This is a genomic window from Acidovorax sp. 93, assembly GCF_003633835.1.
In the GTDB taxonomy this organism is placed as follows: domain Bacteria; phylum Pseudomonadota; class Gammaproteobacteria; order Burkholderiales; family Burkholderiaceae_C; genus Acidovorax; species Acidovorax facilis.
Genome location: NZ_RBIT01000001.1, coordinates 4537713 through 4556470, shown reverse-complemented (window position 1 = coordinate 4556470; position 18758 = coordinate 4537713). Strand labels below are relative to the sequence as shown.

The window sequence follows — 18758 nt, the reverse complement described above, 5'->3', positions numbered from 1 at the left end:
AGCCGACATCCGAGCTCGCATTCCCCGTGGGCGCACCGCAGCCCCACAGCCCGCCGCCCAACTCCGGCATGCCATTTTCCTGTCGTCCCTTGCGCCCGCTGCTGGCACAATTAGAAACAGCAAGACAGCCAGCATGCACCTGTGCGCGCTCGCTGGCCCGTCGATAACGCCTCGCGCGCCACGGCGGCATCTCGACGAATCCCCATTACCTACTGATCCTCTTTCTGTCCATCATGCGCAAATACTTCTGGCTATCCTTGACCTGTGCGGCCCTGCTCGCCAGTTGCGGCGGCGGCTCGTCCGACGGCGAAGACGTGGGCCCCGCCCCTGGCGTACAGCAATACCCCGGCGGCGTGTGGGAGGGCACGGTGGGTACCGGCGCTGCGCAGCGGCAGGTGGTGGGCTACATCGATCCCGGCCCGCTGGGCACCGGGGGCGAGTTCTACATGGCACGCGAGGCCCCGGGCGCAGCGGGCTTTGATGCGTTTTACGGGCGCCTGAATGTCAACGTCACGGCAGTGCTGGCCACTGGCGTCACGTACTACTCGGTCCAGGACGGCAAATTTGCCACGGGCCTGACGCTGCGTGGCACGGCATCGAACAGCGGCAAGATCGGCCGCACCGACGGCATCAGCGGCAATTACTCCGACCCGGTGCAGACGGCGGCTGCGTCTGGCGCGGTGGTGCCGATCAAGCTCTCGTACAGCAGCCTGAACTTCCACCCCGCACGCGCGAGCCTGGTCGAGGGCACCTACCGGGGTACCGGCCTGTTTGGCGGTGGATGGGTACTCACCGTCACCCCACAGGGCCAGCTCTCGGGCCGCATCGGCGGCTGCCTGGTCACGGGCACGGCCACGCCACGCGCCGCAGACTCCCCGCTGTATTCGACGACGCTCAATCTGTCGGGCGACACCACCTCCTGCGAGGCCAGCGGCACGCAGCAATCCGGCATCGCCGTGCTGCGGTTTGACGCGGCAGGGGTGCCCAACGGCATCTGGGTGTTCACGCGCAATGCGACGGGCCCGAACAACACCTTCACCCTCAACGGCATTGCCGACCCCCGCACCACCGTGCCGCCTTCCACCACGCCGTTGTCGGTGGCAGGCAACTGGCAGGGCTCCTTCACGCTGCCTGCAGGCGTGATTGGCGATACGACCGTCTGGGGCAGCGTGCTGCCGGACGGCGGCCTGTTCTTCTACACCAACAGCAGCCTGGACCACAACGCGCTGTATGGCCGCCTTATCCGCTACGAGAACAACGTCACGAACAACCGTTTTGTGACGGCCAACGATGGCGTGTTCTTCAACCGCCTGCTGGCCAACACGGGCGCCTACAACGAGTCCGTGCTGATCGACGGCACGCTCCAAAGTGGCGATGGCACCAGCACCGCCGGCCTGTTCAGCGGCAGCTTCAGCTACCCAACGCAGCCAGGCGGTTTCCCCACCCGCTTCAGCGTGACGCCCGACCCGCTGTACGCCCTGCCCTCCGGCAAGGTGCCCAACGCGGCTCTGATCGTTGGTACCTACAAGATGGCTGGCACGGGTTTTGGTGGCGACACCACAACGCTGACGGTGTTTGCCGATGGCGCCATCACGGGCCTGACCACCAGCGGCTGTGAAGTGGCGGGCAAGCTCCTGGGCGAACTGGGCAGTGGTCTGAACCTGTACCGCGTCGAGGCATTCGGCTACCTCAACAGCCCCAACGCACCCATCACCTGCGGCCTGTCCTCGGGCCCGCCGCAGTCCGGCTCGGCATCGGCACAGTTCGATGCGAATGGCAAGGTCATTGGCCTGCGCATTCTGACTGCCGGGTTGTCCGTGGCTGGCACACGTGCCCACACCGTGTTTGTGGGCGCCAAGCAGACCACGCCGTAACGGCAGGGAGCACCCCTCGCGCTAGGCGGGGGGCGCTGCAATCGGGCAATCACTGCGGGTGCCCCTGTGATCTGTGATCTGTGATCGGCCCATGGGCCTGGGCTTACAGCGCCTTCACCCCGCGCAAGCGCCATGTGGCACGCAGACAGCGCTCCCACCACAAGCGGATTGCCAATAAAAAAGGCCCGTCGCACGTGAAGTGCGACGGGCCTTTTTGTGGCTTGCAGAGAGCGGGTGAGCGCCCTGGAAAAGTTCAGTAGCTATACGGTGACCGCAGCGGGTTGACCGGAAACGCCTGCAGGCCGTTGTAGGGCTGGAAGGCATAGCGCACATACAGGCCGCCCGCGAACTCGCGGTAATTGCGTGCGTTGTTGAGCGACAGGTGTCCACCCACGAACACCTGCGGATGCATCTGGTATTCCATGGCTGCACCCAGGTTGTAGCCCAGGCCCGTGCGGGACTGGCCGGGGTAGATGGCCGTGGCGCCCGTTTCGCCAAAGGCCAGCGCGTCGGCCGCAGCCTGGACGGCCGATACCTGCCGCGATGGGCTGTTGGGGAAATACGGCGCCGCATCTTCCTTGAAATACTGCACGCCCACCGAGCCCTTGAGCTGGTAGGACAGGCGGCCATTGCGCTGCGCCCATTCGACCGGAATGCCAAATGACACGAACTGCTGGGGACTGAAATAGCCACCGTGGCCCACCGTGAAGTAGCGCAGGTTGCGCTGGTACGACAGCCCCGTAAAGCTCAGGCCCGCCGTGAGGTCGGCGTTCGATGTGCGGTGCACATGCCAGTACATCCCGCCACCCAGCTCGGCCCGCGCATTGCTGCGCACGCGGGTACCGGTCAGGCCATGCAGCGAACCGTACCCATAGATCCCCAGTTCACCATCGTCCCAGGTCAGATCAACGCGGCCCCCCGAAGCGGACACGCCGCCCCAGCGGTCGCCGGTCCGGGCATCACGGACACCGGCAAACGACAGCAGGCTGTCGGTCACCGGGCGGCGCGAGAGGTCCACGGCCACGGTCAGGTCGTCGGTGAGGGCTGTGCGGTATCTCGCGCCTGCCGTCACATCGGACTGGCCGAAGCCCAGCGGCGTGCTGCCGATGTCTGCCCGGAAGCCTCCGCTTTCATAGCCTACGCTCAGGCCGACGCCGCTGTCGCTTTGCGAGCCAGCACCGCGTTCGGGCATGGCCAGGGCCGTGACCGGGCCACCACCAAAGCGGCTGATGGTGCCGTAGGGAGAGCCGGGCGAACCTGCGCTGGCGCCCGTGGGCGTTACGCCCAGCAGAAGGTGACCGTCACCCACGCTCATCTTGAGCTGCACGGGCGCTTCGATCTCGGAAAGCTGGCTCATGCCCGCCTCGCCCTGCCGTGCGCGCGCAACTGCGCCCACGGAGAACGAAGAAATCTGGCTTTGCTGCACTTCGCGCAGCTCGTCGCGGGCCGTGCGGGGCCGCGTGGGGTCGGGCACGTTGCCCAGCCCCGCCGTGGACCAGGCAGAAGGTGCTGCAGGAGCAGGCATTGCGCGTTGCGCAGGCAAGGACTGGGCGCCGCCCGCATACCCACCACCGTAGGCCTGTGCAGGCGTGTAGTAGCCCGCCGCAGCCGGGGCCGGAGCGCCCATCGGCTGCATGGGTTGTGCAGGCGGCACGTACACAGGTGCCATGGCCGGCGCCGCCGCAGAGGCACCCACCGACCGTGGGGTCGAAGAAGGCAGTGCCGCCGCGTTGCGCCGCGCGGCGCTGGTCGAAGCCGCCGTGTCAGCCGCCGCCACCGGGCTGGACGCCTCGGGGTAGTAACTGGCGGGCGTCATGGGAGCGGCCTGCGCATAGGCCTGCGGTGCCGTGCCAAAGCGGCTTGCACCGGCCGGGTCGGGAATGTAGAGGCCTGCAGGTGCGTTGTTGCTGCGCGCTACTGGCTGGGGCGCGTACTGCTGGGGGGTGTAGCCCACCGGCGAACGTGCGACGGCTGCGGCACCAGGCACTGACAGGCCGCCCCCGGCACGCTGCTGCAACGCCGCGCGCTGGGCAAACGGATTGCCCGAACGGGCAGGCCCCGCCGCCACGCCACTGGCGGCCAGCACGGCATCGCGCTGCGCGTTTTCGGCAGCAACGGCAGCCGTGAAGAACTCGGTGGCCTTGGAATTCTTGCCCTGCGCCCGGTACAACCGACCAGCGGCCGTCAGCACTTCGGGATCACGCGGAGCGCGCGCCAGCGCCACGGACAGCAGCGACTCCGCATAGCCGTAGTCCTTGGCGCCCGTGGCCATGGCTGCGGTCTGCAGGATGAGGGGCACGTCATTGGGAGACTTTTCCAGCAACCGCGCATACAGCGCCTGCGCCTGGGCATAGTCGTTGTTGGCCGCGTACATGCGGGCCAGTGCCGCCATGGCCAGGGGCTCGTCGGGCTGCTCGGCCAGCAAGGGAACGAGCGTGTCGTAGGCCGCGACCAGGTCGCCCGCCTCGCGCAGGCCATCGGCCTGGCGCACGATGTAGGCGCGGCGGATGTCGCTGAAACTCTTGCGCTCGCGGTCATTCATCGGGGCCGTCTGCAGCTGCCGCAGGATGCCCGCCAGTTCCACATCCTGCTGGGTCTTGAGCAAGGTGGCAGCGTACTGCAGGCGCAGGCCGACATCGGGCCGGGGGGTGCGCGCCAGCACCTGGCGCACCATGCCGAGTGCCCGCTGCGGATCGCCAGCGTCCGCGTAGGCCAAGGCCATGGCGCCCAGCAATTCGGGGTCTTGGGTGGCAAAGGACTCGGCCTGGGCCAGGGTGGCCAGGGCTTCCGTCTGGCGACCTTCAGCCGCCAACGCCGATGCAGCCGATGCCTGCACATGCACCCACACCCGCTTTTGCAGCGCGGCGATGTCACGGGTGCGGTGCTTTTCTGGAACACGGTCCAGCAGGGCCAGGGCGTTGGGCCAGTCACCAGCTTCCGAGGCGAGCAGGGCGCTGGCATACAGGGCCTCGGGCATGTTGGGGTTGGACAGCAACAACCCGTCCATCACGCCCCGCGCCTCGGCCACCGCGCCCATGCGCAGGTACAGGCGGGCCAGGTCCAGCCGCACCCAGGGGCTGGCCGGATCGTTCAGCAGGGCATCTTCCAGCGCTGCGCGGGCGGCGGCGGTATCGCCACGCTCCGTCGCTGCGCGGGCCTGGCCCAATGCCTGCGCAGCACGCAGGCGCCCCAGGGCTCCCACCTTTTCTTGCTGCGAGGGTGACAGCTTCTCCACCAGCGCCAGGGCTTCGGCCGCCTTGTTGTTCTGCGCCAGCACGCCCACAAGTCCCCGCACCGCGTCGGGGTTGTCGGCCTGGCGCGCGAGCACACGGCGGTAGGCCGCCTCGGCGGCGTCGTACTGGCCATCTTCGACCAACAGGTCTGCCAGGTCGGTTTCGGCCGTGACTTCGGCCGGATTCAGCCGCACAGCCTGCTCCAACGAACGCCGCGCTGCCGCTGTCTCGCCGCGTTCGCGTTCGGAGGTGGCCTGCTCGACCAGGCTCCAGTAGGTGGCGCTGTCGAGCGCCTGTTTCCAGCGGCTGGCCGAGCCCGCACGCGAGGCCCGCTCCAGCAGCCCGCGCGCGTCGGCAAACCGTTCCTGGCGCAAACGCAGAATGCCCAGGCCACCCAGCGCATCGCCGTCGGCGGGACGGGATTCGAGCACGTTCAGAAATGCGGCCTCTGCAGCATCCAGCTCGCCATCGTCCAGGGCCTGGAACCCTGCTGTCGTCCGCTGGCGCAGCGGGTCGGCCGTCCGGACGGAAGCTGCCTGGGACTGTTTTTGCAGGTTCTGGGCCTGCACCAGGCGCGTCTGCACCGCAGTGTCTCCGGGATTGGCGCGCAGGAATTCCTGGTACAGCGGGATGTCGGCCGATCGATTGCCCGTCCAGGCCAGCGCCTTGCGCCAGCTTTCCGTCGCCGCCTTGCCCACATCCGGGCGCCCGGCCAGCCGCGCCAGCTGGGCGATGCCTTCGCGGCGTGTGGATTCGCGGTAGGTCAGGTGTTGCGCCAGGGCCAGCGCAATCTGCGGGTCTTCGGGCGATTCCTGCGCCAGGCGGTTCAGACCCCGGCGGGCCTCGTCCCAGCCGCCTGCTGTGGCGCCCAGCGTCTGGTAGTACTCCAGCGCCAGGGGCCCAGTAGGAGCGCGGTCTCCCAGTGCCGCCTGGTAGGTGCTCAAGGCCTGGCTGGCCTGCCCGCTGCGGGCCTGCTGGCGCGCAGTTTCGATCTGGGGTGCGCTGCGGCCCGTGCGGATGGATTCCTGCAACCGGCTGACCAGCGGGCTGCGCGGATGGGCTGCCTGCAACTGGTTCAGGTAGCGCTGGGCGCCCTCGGGGCGGCGGGCGTTGAGCTCCACCAACGCCATCCCATAGAGGGCCTGGGCGTTCTGGGGGTTGATGCGCAACAGCTTCTGCCACGCCTCACCCGCGCGTTCCGTGTCGCCGCGCTCCTGCCAGTACTGCCCCTGGTCCAGCAGGGTCTGCTCGGCCCCGGTCTGCGCCCAGGCAACGGGGGCCATCAGCGAGGCCAGCAGCCCCATGGCAAGTGTTTGATGACGACGACGTTTGGAGGACATGCCTTCCTTCTCCCTGCGAGGCTCCCGGCCACCGAGGTGCCGGGAATGTGTTGCGTGATTCAGAAACAGCCGGGCGTGCTTTGCACCGCCTCAGCCTTTTTGCTTCAGCCGGGCCCGTGCGCGCGCTCTCAGCGACAGGTACATGATGATCGCTATCAGCACCGCCGCCGACACGCCCAGGACAATCAGCAACAGCGGGTTGCGCGAAAGAAACCACTGGGTATACAGCAAGGGGCCCAACTGACCCACATGGTAGTTTTTCTCGGCCACCAGGCTGTCCACCTGCTTGCCCCGGATGACCGTGGTGCTGCCCTGCACGTGTTTGAGCATTTCGGCATCCAGCAGTGCATCCATCACTTGCGACAGACCTGCAGGCTGGTTGCTGGCAACGAGCACCACACTGCGGCCACCGCGCAAAGGCGATTCAAAACCTGCCACCAGAGCATCGGTGCTGTCGCTGGAAAACGCAACCTGGCTGCGCCGTGCGTGCACGCTGGAGTCCTCGCCAAAGCCCCACCAGCGCAGCAGGCGGTTGGCGAAATCCGACATCTGGAAACTCTTGGTTTCGCCCTGCAGGAGGGCCGGAATGGAACTGGCCCATTGCTTGAGCAGGGGCTGGTTGCCGCCGGAGGCAATGACCAGCAGGTCCTTGTCGGCAAGCCGCTCCACCTGCTGGGCCTGCGCCACGGTCACGCCCAGGGCAGGGTATCCCGTGACGCGCCCCATGACACCCATCAGGCCCAGATAGGCCGCGTATTCCTGCGCTCCCGGCTTGTCCGGCATCACCACCGCAGATTCAGAAAGGTCTGCCATGCGTGTGAACGGGAACCCTGCATTGCCAAAGGCCGCCAGATCCGGCATGGCGATGAAATGCGGAAAACCGGAGATGTCGATGGTCGAGTCGGCCTCGACAGAGCCCCGGACGTTGTCGAGTGGCACGTCCTTGCAGGCGCCCTGCTTGACCACGTCATAGTAGTAATGCATCTGCAGCTGCGACTGGGCCGGCAGCTTGAACAGCGGGATGTGGAAAGTCTCGCGCTCCGGCGCCATCTCGCCCTTGGGGACCACCTTGGTCAGCAGGCGGTCCAGAGCGCCGGGTTCTTCATGGTTCACTGCGTGCAGGGGCAACGAACGCAGGAACTGCTGGTTCACATTGATGTTGAGGGTGGACTTGTCCGGGTTCGGGCGCGGGGTATAGCGATACCGCAGGTCCACCGGGATGCCCTTCTGGCGCCATGCGAACAGGTCGGGCGGCAGGAAGAAGTTCAGGCGGATCAGGTCTGGCGAGTAGCCGGACACGTTGAGCGCATCGGCCTCGACCAGTTCACCAAATTTCACGGGCCGGTCATTGGAAAGCCAGTTGGGCGCGTCGTACGGCTTGCGGGGCTTGAGTTCCGTGACCTCGGTGATCCGTGCCAGCGGGCCGGACAGGGCCGAGGAACCGATGGCCAGTGCCTTGGCGGCAACGCCAAGCTCGGCTTCGTCCCGCCCCATGACCAGCAGCAGCTTGCCATGGCGGTCTGCCGGGTGGCTCACCACGGCCACGGTGGGGCCCTGGATGTCTGGCAGGGTCAGCCCGGCGGGCGCTTGCGCCTTGCCCGCGATCATCACCACCGCGTTGCCGCGCGCGGGGAGTTCACCCACCAGTGACGGGAACCTCGCTCCCCGGAAACCGGCCAGCGCGCCAAACCAGGACGACATCGTGCCTGCGGCCTGCAAGGTGCCCGTGTTGGGCACTGCGCCGAACACCATCGGCAGCTCCAGCGGGCGCACATCCCGGCGATCAAAGAAAGGCTGCGGCAGCAGCGCCAGATCGTTCGTCTGGGCCACGGGCGCCACCGTCAGTTCCAGCACGCTGTCGTTGCCGACGTTGGCCCACAGGCTGGAGTGCAGCGGGTCTTCGCACTCCATCGTGTAGTGGCCGATCAGCTGCAGGTTGAGCCGGTTGAACTCGGTGATGAGGCGCGGCGGGATGACGATCTCGCGCTGCAGGTTTTCGCCCGCCTGCTGCGTGGTCACCGGAATGGTGGCGGCCACCTGCTCGTTCACCAGCACCTTGATATGGGACAGGTTGGGGAGCAGGGCGGGCGAGTAGGAGTAGTTCAGCTTCAGTCGCGCGCCTGTGACCACTTCGTCGTTGCGCACGCTGAACGCCACACCGCTGGTGCCGTCCACACCCCGCAATTGCAGCGGAAACAGGGCCCCCAGGTCCTTGAAACTGGTGCGGTGTACACGCACTCCACTCTCGGTCGGTTGCGCCGCAGCCAGCATTTCCGCCCCAGCCAAGCCCGCTGGTGCAGGGGCCGCAGCAAGTTGGGATACGGGCACGGCCGTCCCTGTCAGTACCAAGGCCAGCATGGCAGGCAGCATGCGCTTGCGCGGCAGCCGCGCTGTCGGATGTCTTTTGGGAATCATGGTGTCGAGTCTTTGGAAACAGGGAAAGGCTTAACGGGGCTTGAGGGACTTGACGGCGGAGACGGTCAGTTGTCCCATGCCGCGCACTCCAATCGCAATCACGCTCCAGAGCGAGCGCAGCGGCTTGTCGCGCTGGCCCGTGCCCCAAGTGGCAATCCAGGCATCCGCCCGTGCAAAGGTCAGCGATGCCAGTTCGGCCTGCTGGCGCAGACTGAGGTTGTCGAACTTCACGCCCAGACGCCCCTTGCCACTGAACGTGACAACGGCCGGAAAAACACCTTCTTCGTCGGACCTGAACAGCGACACGGAAAGGCGGCTGCCCATGGGAATGTCGCTGTCCGCCGGAACGGACAGGCCCAGCCCGTGCTGCGAGAAATCTTCGGTCTTGCAAACCAGCGTGCGGCCGTTATCAAAGCGGATGACAGCGGGCAGGGCAGCCGCCACGCGCGGTGTGCCACGGATCTGGCGCGTCTCGCTGGCCACCGCCACACTGGCGCCCAGCAGGATGACGTTGTAGGTGGTCCAGACCATGTTGATGACCAGCGTGGTGGTTTCGTCGCCTGCGGAGGAGAACAGCTTCCAGATCCCTACCGCAAAACCCACCAGATTGATCACCAACAGCACCACATAAGGCCGTGCAATGGTCCAGTCGAAATAGGCTTTCTCGATCACGCCCCCCTTGGCCGTCACGTTGAACTTGCCCAGCTTGGGGTTGATGAAGGCAACGATCACCGGGCGCATGATGTACCAGGCCAGCACTGACTCGTACACCTCATTCCAGAACGAGTGGCGAAAGCGCCCCTGGATGCGGGAGTTGGTCACGCTGGCGTGGGCCAGGTGGGGCAGCGCATAGGCGGTGATCATCAGCGCCGTGGCCTGGAACACGTGGGCCCCGAAGAACAGGTAGGCCAGCGGTGCAGTCAGAAACACCAGGCGCGGCAGTCCGTAGAAGAAATGCAGCATCGCGTTCAGGTAGCACAGCCGCTGGCCGAACTTGAGACCCTTGCCAAAGAGCGGGTTGTCGGTACGCGCGATCTGCGCCATGCCCCGCGCCCAGCGAATGCGCTGGCCTACGTGGCCGGAAAGGCTCTCGGTGGCCAGGCCCGCAGCCTGAGGCACTTCGAGGTAAGCCGTGTTGTAGCCCAGGCGGCTGAGCTTGAGCGCCGTGTGGGCGTCCTCGGTCACGGTTTCTACCGCAATGCCACCCACTTCCAGCAACTCCTTGCGGCGGATGATGGCGCAAGAACCGCAGAAGAACGACGCGTTCCAGAGGTCGTTGCCGTCCTGGACGATGCCGTAGAACAACTCGCCCTCGTTGGGCATCCGGTGGAACGTGTCCAGGTTGCGCTCAAACGGATCGGGTGAGAAGAACACGTGCGGCGTCTGCAGCATGACCAGGTTGGTGTCCTTGAAGAACCAGCCCATGCAGACCTGCAGGAAAGAACGCGTGGGGATGTGATCGCAGTCAAAGATGGCGATGTATTCGGAACTCGTGACTTTGAGCGCCGCGTTGATGTTGCCCGCCTTGGCGTGGTGGTTGTTGTCGCGGATCAGGTAGCCCACGCCCAGCTCTTCGCAGAACTCACGGAACTCGGGACGGCGGCCGTCGTCGAGCACATACACGTGCAGGCGATCGGCGGGCCAGTCCAGGCTCATGGCCGAGAACACCGTCTGGCGCACCACTTCAAGCGGCTCGTTGTACGTCGGAATGAACACATCCACGCTGGGCCAGGTGCTGATGTCCTGGGGCATGGGAACCGGGCGGCGCTGCAGGGGCCACGCCGTCTGGAAGTAGCCAATGAGCAGCACCGCAAAGGCATACAGCTCTGCCAGCACCAGGCCATAGCCGAATGCCGCATCCAGCCAGTTGGTAAAGCCGATGGTGTCGGTAAAACGCCAGTAGATGTAACGCGACGAGGCCGAGATCGACAGCACGATCATTGCCAGCGTGGACAGGCGGCCGGGGGTCCTGCTCAGCAGCAAGGCCGCACCAAACGAACCCACCGAAAAGAGAATCTGCCCCTGGAGATCCAGCGGTACGCTGATGACCAACCCCATCAGCAAGGCACTGAACACCACAGCCGCGACACGCGCTACGGGGTGCTGCCACAGATCCCACCCGGTGATGGCATGCACCACGGTGCGCCAGTGTGCCTGGGGACTGTGGGAATCGGCGTCAGCTACCTCGTCGGCCTGCGGGCGTTGGTCGATACTCATTGCGCGGCTCCAGCCAGTGGCAGTCGCAGGCGCTGCGCAAGGACGCGCGCGCACTTGCGCAGGTCATCGGCCGCCTGGCCTTGGGGGTCATACTCCAGCACGCTCTGGTCGTAGGCGAGCGCCTCGCGCACCGCCTGGTCTTCGTGGACCACGCCCACCAGGCGCTCACCCAGGTTGTCCTGCATCACACGCGTGATGTCTTTGGACAACTGGCGCGCGCCGTCCACCTGATTGAGCACGTACAGTGTTTCGGAAAAATCAGGGCGCGGTGTGCAATAGGTGTGCACCAGCCGCTGCATCAGGGCCAGCGCCGCATAAGATGCCGCATCGGGTAGGCTGACCACCACCACCACCTGGGCCGCCGACAGCGCCTGCTGCATATAAACAGAAGGACCCGGCGGCGTGTCGATCAGCACCACGGCATCCTCCGGCAGTGCCAGGCCCTGCAATTGCTGCTCCAGCCAGTTCGGGTGTGCGTCCAGGTGCCGCTCGAAAGCCACGCGGTCAGACTCGTTCACCACGCCATAGGGCAGCACATGCACACCCGATGGGCTTTGCACGCAGACCGAGCCCCAGTCTTCGCCTGCCAGGCTGGCGCGGGATACGCCGGCCAGAGAACGGGGATCGGCGCCGAAATGCAAGCCCAGCGCATTCTGGGGGTCCATGTCCACCACCAGCAACGTCGCAACACCTTCGCGCTGCAGTGCGGTGGCCAGGTTGGCAGTCAGGGTCGTCTTGCCCACGCCACCTTTGGCAGAAACGATGGCAATCACTTTCATAGGTGGCCCTTGCGAGGCTGCCAGGCGGGCGCTGGCGCAGCGCCGGCGGCCACGGGAGCACCCGCCAGACGCGCAAAAACCGATGGGAGGTCCACCGGCAAGGACTCCTGGTGCACGGCCTGCTCTTCAGCAACAGTCGGCGCAGCCTGTCCACGCAGGCCCGCAAGACCCGCCAGGGGGGAACGCGAGGCCAGCGCAGCCGCTGGCGGCAGACGGTCTGCCGCTACTGCTGCGGGCGCGGCCACCGGGCGGGGCAACTCGGCGGCGACGGGTGCAGTGCGCTGCACTGCCACCACGGGCTCTGGTCGCGCCGAAACGGAAGCCTGAGCCTGCTGGGGAAGCGGCGCCGCAGCGGTACCGGCGCTTCGGTCTACCGAGGGCACATCATCGGCCACGGCATTGCGCACGGCGGAGACAAGGGGCCAGCGCTCGTTGGAGAGTTGGTGCTCCTGCTTGCGGGCCAGCTCATGGTAGGGGTCTGCCTTGGCCCCAAACTGCTGAAAGAGGTTCACGATGTCGTCTGAGTGTTTCATGGGTCACCGCCAATGCCGCAACATATAGATCCGAAACCCGGTGCTCAGCGCGACAGCTGAAGGTGTACACACCCCCAGGCATCTGCAGGTGCGCACTGCACCACCTTGAGTTGCCCGGCACCCGCTTGGTCGAACCAGCTTTGGTAGACCCCTTCGAGGAAACCACCGGACCAATGCACGTGGTCCGGCCCGAATGCAGCAGATACGGGCGAGAGGCTGTGGTGGATGTTCAACTGCGCAACTTCCTGCGTCAAATCGACCCAGCCCCAGTCGATGCTCGTCCAGACCGCCGTCATGCTGCGCTGCAGGTCTTCCACAGTGGCACACGCTGGCAAAGGATGGTCTGCCGCAAACCGCGCGCCCACCCGGAACATCAGCGCGCGAAGGTCTTCCGGTGGCAGGGCCGCGACAAATTCCGCTGCAAGAGCCTGGAAAAACCCTCGCCATTGCACCGAACACTGCTGCCGGACCAGGTGCGCGGCGATGTCGGGGCTCGAAGGCATGGAAACAATTTGAGACATGGTGCAAGCACGAGCAAGCTTCGGGCCCGTTTTTGACGGCCGTCAGCAAGATGAACTAAGGGTTTACCACGTGCATTTTTTGATACATGTGGTTTCAAACAGCGTTTTCGGGAATTCTAGAAGCCACGCCGTGACAAATGACGCTTGTGGCGACGAACCAAAGGTCAACTTAGTTCAACTGGCGGTAACTACGTAGAAGTTTGTGGGTGTCACGCCACAAGAATTAATTATTTACTATTTGGATTATTCAATCCATAGTCTTAATTAATTAGAAAACCCCATTTGTGCGGGTGCACCACAATCGGCTAGAGGGCGAATGTGCCCCAGATGTTTCAGTCTGTCGCACCAAAAATGACCCCGCCCCCGAGGCAGACCTCCCCGTCGTACAAGACCGCACTTTGCCCCGGCGTCACCGCCCACTGCGCCTGTGGGAAACGCAGCTGAAAACCCGCGCCGTCCGCGCTGACGACGGTGCACGCGGCGTCCTGCTGCCGGTAGCGGGTCTTGGCGGCATAGTTCCCCGGCACAGGGGGGTGGCCGGACGTCCAGCTGGCATCTTGCGCCTCCAGGGCGGAGGACAGCAGCCAGGGGTGGTCGTGCCCCTGCACCACGCGCAGCGTGTTCCTGGCCAGGTCCTTGCGGGCCACAAACCAGGGCGCATGCTCGCCGCCGCCACGTTGTGCGCCCTTCTCCTTGATTCCGCCGATGCCCAGGCCCTGGCGCTGGCCCAAGGTGTAGAACGACAAGCCCACATGCTGGCCCAGCTTGCGGCCCCGGTCGTCCAGGATGGGGCCGGGCTCATGGCTGATGTAACGGTTCAGGAACTCGCGGAACGGCCGCTCGCCAATGAAGCAGATGCCCGTGGAATCCTTCTTCTTGGCATTGGGCAGGCCAATCTCCTCGGCGATCCGGCGCACCTCGGTCTTGTGCAACTCGCCCACCGGGAACAGCGTCTTGGACAGCTGCGCCTGGTTCAGGCGGTGCAGAAAGTAGCTCTGGTCCTTGGAGGGATCCAGCCCCTTGAGCAGCTCGAACAGGCCGGAGGTCGCGTTCTGGCGCACGCGGGCGTAGTGCCCCGTGGCGATCTTCTCCGCGCCCAGGCGCATGGCATGGTCCAGAAAAGCCTTGAACTTGATCTCGGCGTTGCACAACACGTCTGGGTTGGGCGTGCGCCCCGCCTGGTACTCACGCAAGAACTCGGCAAAGACGCGGTCCTTGTAGTCGGCTGCGAAGTTGACGTGTTCGATCTCGATGCCGATCACGTCGGCCACGGCGGCGGCGTCCACGAAGTCGATGTTGGACGAGCAGTATTCGCTGTCGTCGTCATCTTCCCAGTTCTTCATGAAGATGCCGACAACTTCGTGGCCCTGTTGCTTGAGCAGGTGGGCGGTCACGGCAGAGTCCACTCCGCCCGAAAGGCCCACGACAACACGTTGTTTGGGCGGTTTGGTATTGGCAGTCATTGCCCCGATTGTATTTTTTGCGCCGTGGCAGCACTGCGTGGGCGCACAGAACGCGTAGCCACCAGCAGGTCATAGAGCTGCTGCGCAGCGGGCGACAGCGATTTGCCCCTGCGTTTGATCAGCCCCATCTGGCGCGTCACCACGGGTTCGATCAGCGGAATGCTCACCAGCGTGGGATGGTCCTTGCCCGGCATGGCCAGGCTGGGCACAGCAGCCACGCCCAGGCCCGCCTCCACCAGGCCGAGCAGCGTGGTCACGTGCTTGGCCTCGTACAGACACTGGGGACGGTCGGGCACGTTGGCCAGCGCCAGGTCCATCAACAGACGGTTTCCCGAGGTCTTGCCCACCGACATGAAGTCGTGCTGGCCCAGCTCTGCCCAGGTGACCTTCTTGCGCCGCGCCAGCACATGGTCGCGCCGGCAGGCGGCTACGAAGCGCTCGGCCAGCACGGGCTTGAACTCGATCTCGGCCTCCTGGCTGCCGATGAAATTGAGGCCAAAGTCGGCATCGCCCTGCGCCACGGCCACCAGCACCTCGTTGGCGCTGGCGTCGTGCACCTTGACGCGGATTTTCGGAAACCGCTCGTGGTAGCGCTTGACCACCTGGGGCAAAAAGTAATACACGGCCGACGGCACGCAGGCAATCGTCACCTCGCCCATGCGGCGCGCGGCCACGTCGCCCAGGCCCATGAGCATGCCGTCCAGGTCATCCAGCCACACGCGGGTCTTGCGCGCAAAGTCGCGTCCCACGGCCGTGAGCGTGACGCGGCGCGTGGTGCGGTCAAGCAGGCGCACGCCCAGCGCTTCTTCGAGCTTGTCGATGCGACGGCTGAAGGCAGGCTGCGACAAGTGGATCGCCTCGGCCGCAGCACGAAAGCTCTGCAGCTCAGCCGCCGCGGCAAAGGCCTGGATGTCAGCAAGATCGAATTTGTTGTTCATGGGCATGGGCTTTCAAGACGTTTCGCTGTTGCGCAGCACGCATCAAACGATCAGAACATTGCAATTCACGAACGTGATTTCACCATGTACAAGGGCTCATAGCCTATTGCGCTGCATGCATCAATCATTGTCAACAATGCAATTCACAGAACAGATGAAGCGTCGCACCATGCCGACCCATGAGCTACAACCTTCCTTGCGTTCTGATGCGTGGCGGCACTTCCCGGGGGCCGTTCTTCCTGGCCGACTGGCTGCCGCAAGACCCTGCGGCGCGCGACCGCACCCTGATCGCCGCGCTGGGCTCGCCGCATGAATTGCAGATTGACGGCCTGGGCGGAGGAAACTCGCTGACCAGCAAGGTGGCGATCGTTTCCAGGTCGGTACATGCCGACTGCGATGTGGACTACCTCTTCGCCCAGGTCAGTGTGGAAGAGGCCCGCGTGGACACGCGGCCCAACTGCGGCAACATGCTGGCGGGCGTGGGGCCCTTTGCCATCGAGCAGGGGCTGGTGCCCGCTTCCGGCCACGGAAACACCACCACGGTACGGGTCTACAACGTCAACACCCGTTCACGCATTGATGTGCAGGTGTGCACCGCTGGCGGACGCGTGCACTACGACGGCGATGTGCATATTGACGGCGTGCAGGGCACTGCGGCACCGGTGCTGATGAACTTCCTGGACGCCTGGGGCGCCGTCACGGGCCAGATTTTCCCGACCGGCCAGCGCATCGACACCATCCACGGCCTGCAGGTCAGCTGTATCGATGCAGCGCAGGTCATGGTGCTGGTGCGCGCAGCCGACCTGGGCCTGCGTGGCAACGAGAGCCCTGCGGAGCTGGATGCCAATGCCGAACTGCTGTCCAGGCTGGAAGCGTTGCGGTGCGAAGCCGGTCTGCGCATGGGCATGGGCGACGTATCGAACAGCGTGCTGCCCAAGCCCGTGATCGTGTCTGCGGGCGATCAACCGGGCAGCGTCGTCTCGCGCTATTTCACACCCCAACGCTGCCACCGCTCACACGCCGTGACCGGTGCGATTGGCGTGGCTGCTGCCCACGTGCTGCCAGGCACGGTGATCACCGACTCCCTGCAGCACGCCATTGCAGGCACACGCCGTGTGGAAGTGCTGCACCCCGCCGGCCGCATTCATGTGGACGTGGAACTCACCGAAGTGGACGGCCAATTCAAGCTGGTGCAGGCCGCGCTGGTCCGCACCGCGCGAAAGATTCTGGAGGGCACGCTGTTCGTTTCAGAAAACGCATTCACCCACTGATTTCACACCCCAACCCTTTGGATGACAGGAGACAAAAAAATGATTCGCCAACACTTTGCGCCATCGCGCGCACGCCGCACCCTGCTCACCGCGGCGGCCCTCGCTGCCGCTGTGCAAATGATCCCCTCCCTGGCACATGCGGCCTATCCCGACAAGCCCATCACGCTCGTGGTGCCGACCGCCGCTGGCGGTGGCAACGACGGCATGGCGCGCGTGGTGGCGCTCAAGCTGTCCACCCTGCTGGGGCAACAGGTCATTGTGGAGAACAAGGCGGGCGCCAACGGTGCCATTGCGGCGGAGTTTGTGGCCCGCGCGGCGCCCGATGGTCACACGATTCTTTTTGGCTACATCGGCACCCACGGGATGAGCCCTGCGCTGCAAAAGCTGCGCTACGACCCCATCACGCAGTTCGAGCCCATTGGCATGGTGAGCTACTCGCCCACGCTCATGGTGGTTCACCCCAAGGTGCCAGCCAAGTCGGTGGGCGAGCTGGTGGCGTTGACCAAAGCCAAGCCCCAGGACTTCAACTACGCCTCGGCCGGCAACGGCACAGCCCCGCACTTCTCCGCCGAAATTTTCAAGCTGGAAAGCGGTGCGCAAATGGCCCACGTGCCCTACCGGGGTGCCGCGCCCGCGATGAATGACACCATGGCCGGGCAGACCCAGGTCATGTTCCCCAGCCTGTTCTCAGCCTACCCCCACGTCAAGAACGGCAAGCTGCGCGCCCTGGCGCTGGCAGGCCCCAAGCGTTCATCGCTGTTGCCCGATGTGCCCACGCTGGAAGAGGCGGGCGTGAAAGGCGTCGAGATCACGCAGTGGTACGCCCTGTTTGCGCCCGGCAAAACGCCCAAGCCCGTCGTCGATCAGCTCAACAAAGCGCTCAACACCGCCCTGGCGGACAAGGACGTGGCACGGCGCATTGAAGAACAAGGCGCCGTGGTGGACCCCAGCACGCCCGAGCAATTGGCCCTGACCGTACGCCAGGAGATCGCCAAGTGGAAGGGCGTCGTGCACAAAGCCCAGCTCACCCCCGATTGAGGCCCCAGAAATACCCTCGCACCCGTTTCAGATTTCAATCAGGCAGGAGACATCTATGAGAAAAAGAATAGGCAACATCGGTGCGCTTTGTGCCGCACTGGCCAGCAGCTGCATCGCGGCACAAACCAGCGGCGTCACGCTGTATGGAACCGTGGACCTGGGGCTGCGCCACGGCAGCGGCCTCACGGCGGCCAATGCGGCAGCCCCCGGTTCGTCGCACAGCCTGGGCAGCGGCATACACACCACCAGCCGCTGGGGGCTTCGCGGCAGCGAAGACCTGGGGGGCGGTGCCAAGGCGCTGTTCCAGTTCGAGAGCGGACTGAACGCCGACACCGGCACTTCTGCCAACGCCAGCAAGACCTTTGATCGCGCATCCTGGGTCGGTCTGGAGGGCGGATGGGGCACGCTGGCCCTGGGCCGCCAGACCACCACACTGGCGGATGCCATCTCGCCCGTGGACCCGCTGGGCATGCGCTTTGCCAGCTTCAACCCCAGCATCGGCGTGGCCGCGCTCAGCCAGCATGGCCTGGGCATCGAGTTCGGCAGTGCGGGGTCCACATCAGGCTCGTACCGGCTGGACAACGCGATCAAGTACACAGCGCGATTTGGCGGCCTCACCGCACGGGCGATGTTGGGCACGGGTGAAGTGGCTGGAAAGACATCGGCCCTGTCGTCGCGCGGGGTCGGCGTGGCCTATGCGGCCAGCGGCGTCACACTGTCGGGCGCATACCAGACCTTCAAGGACACGAACCAGCGCACCCTGGACGGAGCCACCCTGGGCGCGGCCTACCAATGGAACACCGTGCGCCTGGCGGCCAACGCGGCACGCAGCGAGGCCGAGACAGCGGTCGGCAAACACACGGTGCAGCGCGTGTTCTCGGCAGGCACGACCTGGTCCGTCACGCCCCTGTTCGATCTGACGGCTGCCTACTACAAGGTGGACCGCACCCGCACGGGCGTCGCCGACGACGGCTCCGGCCGCCTGGTGGCGTTTGCCGAATACAAGCTCTCGCGCCGCACCAAGGTGTATGCCGAGCTGGACAACACCCGCTGGCGCAACGGCTTCCAGGGCGCGGCGAACAAAGCCACTGCCACCGGCATCTCCGCCGGTGTGGTGCATACGTTCTGAACGTGCC

The 18758-nt window shown here is 65.4% G+C and carries 12 protein-coding genes; 4 read left to right on the top strand and 8 right to left on the bottom strand.

The genetic code is table 11. The features are described 5' to 3' along the window. The first annotated feature begins 233 nt into the window (after nt 1-233). Nucleotides 234-1874 (top strand): hypothetical protein, encoded by a 1641-nt coding sequence (locus C8C93_RS20760; RefSeq protein ID WP_233559528.1) that lies wholly within the window; start codon nt 234-236, stop codon nt 1872-1874. 253 nt (nt 1875-2127) lie between these two features. Here the strand turns inward: C8C93_RS20760 and C8C93_RS20755 are convergent, their stop codons facing one another. The 8 genes from C8C93_RS20755 to C8C93_RS20720 all read right to left on the bottom strand — a co-directional run bounded on the left by C8C93_RS20755 (nt 2128) and on the right by C8C93_RS20720 (nt 15313). Then, nucleotides 2128-6447, bottom strand: a complete 4320-nt coding sequence (locus C8C93_RS20755) for a cellulose biosynthesis protein BcsC (protein WP_233559527.1) — start codon at nt 6445-6447, stop codon at nt 2128-2130. Nucleotides 6448-6537: 90 nt separating this feature from the next. Next, nucleotides 6538-8862 carry a cellulose biosynthesis cyclic di-GMP-binding regulatory protein BcsB gene (gene bcsB, locus C8C93_RS20750; RefSeq protein WP_121421647.1) on the bottom strand — a complete coding sequence of 775 codons (2325 nt, stop codon included), beginning with the start codon at nt 8860-8862 and terminating at the stop codon, nt 6538-6540. A gap of 30 nt (nt 8863-8892) precedes the next feature. After that, nucleotides 8893-11079, bottom strand: a complete 2187-nt coding sequence (bcsA, locus tag C8C93_RS20745; protein ID WP_055400303.1) for a UDP-forming cellulose synthase catalytic subunit — start codon at nt 11077-11079, stop codon at nt 8893-8895. After that, on the bottom strand, nt 11076-11858 hold the full coding sequence (gene bcsQ, locus C8C93_RS20740) for a cellulose biosynthesis protein BcsQ (RefSeq protein ID WP_121508144.1): 783 nt from the start codon (nt 11856-11858) through the stop codon (nt 11076-11078). The genes bcsA and bcsQ overlap by 4 nt, the downstream gene beginning before the upstream one ends. Beyond that, nucleotides 11855-12391, bottom strand: a complete 537-nt coding sequence (gene bcsP, locus C8C93_RS20735) for a cellulose biosynthesis protein BcsP (RefSeq protein ID WP_121508143.1) — start codon at nt 12389-12391, stop codon at nt 11855-11857. Before bcsP ends, bcsQ begins: the two co-directional genes overlap by 4 nt. Nucleotides 12392-12435: 44 nt before the next feature. Next, nucleotides 12436-12912: a cellulose biosynthesis protein BcsD gene (gene bcsD, locus C8C93_RS20730; RefSeq protein ID WP_233559526.1), complete on the bottom strand. Its 477-nt coding sequence runs from the start codon at nt 12910-12912 to the stop codon at nt 12436-12438. A 332-nt stretch (nt 12913-13244) separates the two neighbouring features. Further along, on the bottom strand, nt 13245-14375 hold the full coding sequence (mnmA, locus tag C8C93_RS20725) for a tRNA 2-thiouridine(34) synthase MnmA (RefSeq protein ID WP_121508142.1): 1131 nt from the start codon (nt 14373-14375) through the stop codon (nt 13245-13247). Continuing rightward, nucleotides 14372-15313, bottom strand: coding sequence for a LysR family transcriptional regulator (locus C8C93_RS20720; protein WP_121508909.1), 942 nt, complete (start codon nt 15311-15313; stop codon nt 14372-14374). Before C8C93_RS20720 ends, mnmA begins: the two co-directional genes overlap by 4 nt. A 179-nt stretch (nt 15314-15492) precedes the next feature. Between C8C93_RS20720 and C8C93_RS25480 the strand changes: the two genes are divergently transcribed. The 3 genes from C8C93_RS25480 to C8C93_RS20705 are packed head-to-tail and all read left to right on the top strand — an operon-like array spanning nt 15493 to nt 18751. After that, a complete protein-coding gene (locus C8C93_RS25480; RefSeq protein WP_121508141.1) occupies nt 15493-16584 on the top strand; it encodes a 4-oxalomesaconate tautomerase in 1092 nt (363 codons plus the stop codon). A 39-nt stretch (nt 16585-16623) separates the two neighbouring features. Continuing rightward, on the top strand, nt 16624-17622 hold the full coding sequence (locus tag C8C93_RS25475; protein WP_370110225.1) for a Bug family tripartite tricarboxylate transporter substrate binding protein: 999 nt from the start codon (nt 16624-16626) through the stop codon (nt 17620-17622). 55 nt (nt 17623-17677) lie between these two features. After that, a complete protein-coding gene (locus C8C93_RS20705; protein WP_121508140.1) occupies nt 17678-18751 on the top strand; it encodes a porin in 1074 nt (357 codons plus the stop codon). Nucleotides 18752-18758: the final 7 nt, after the last annotated feature.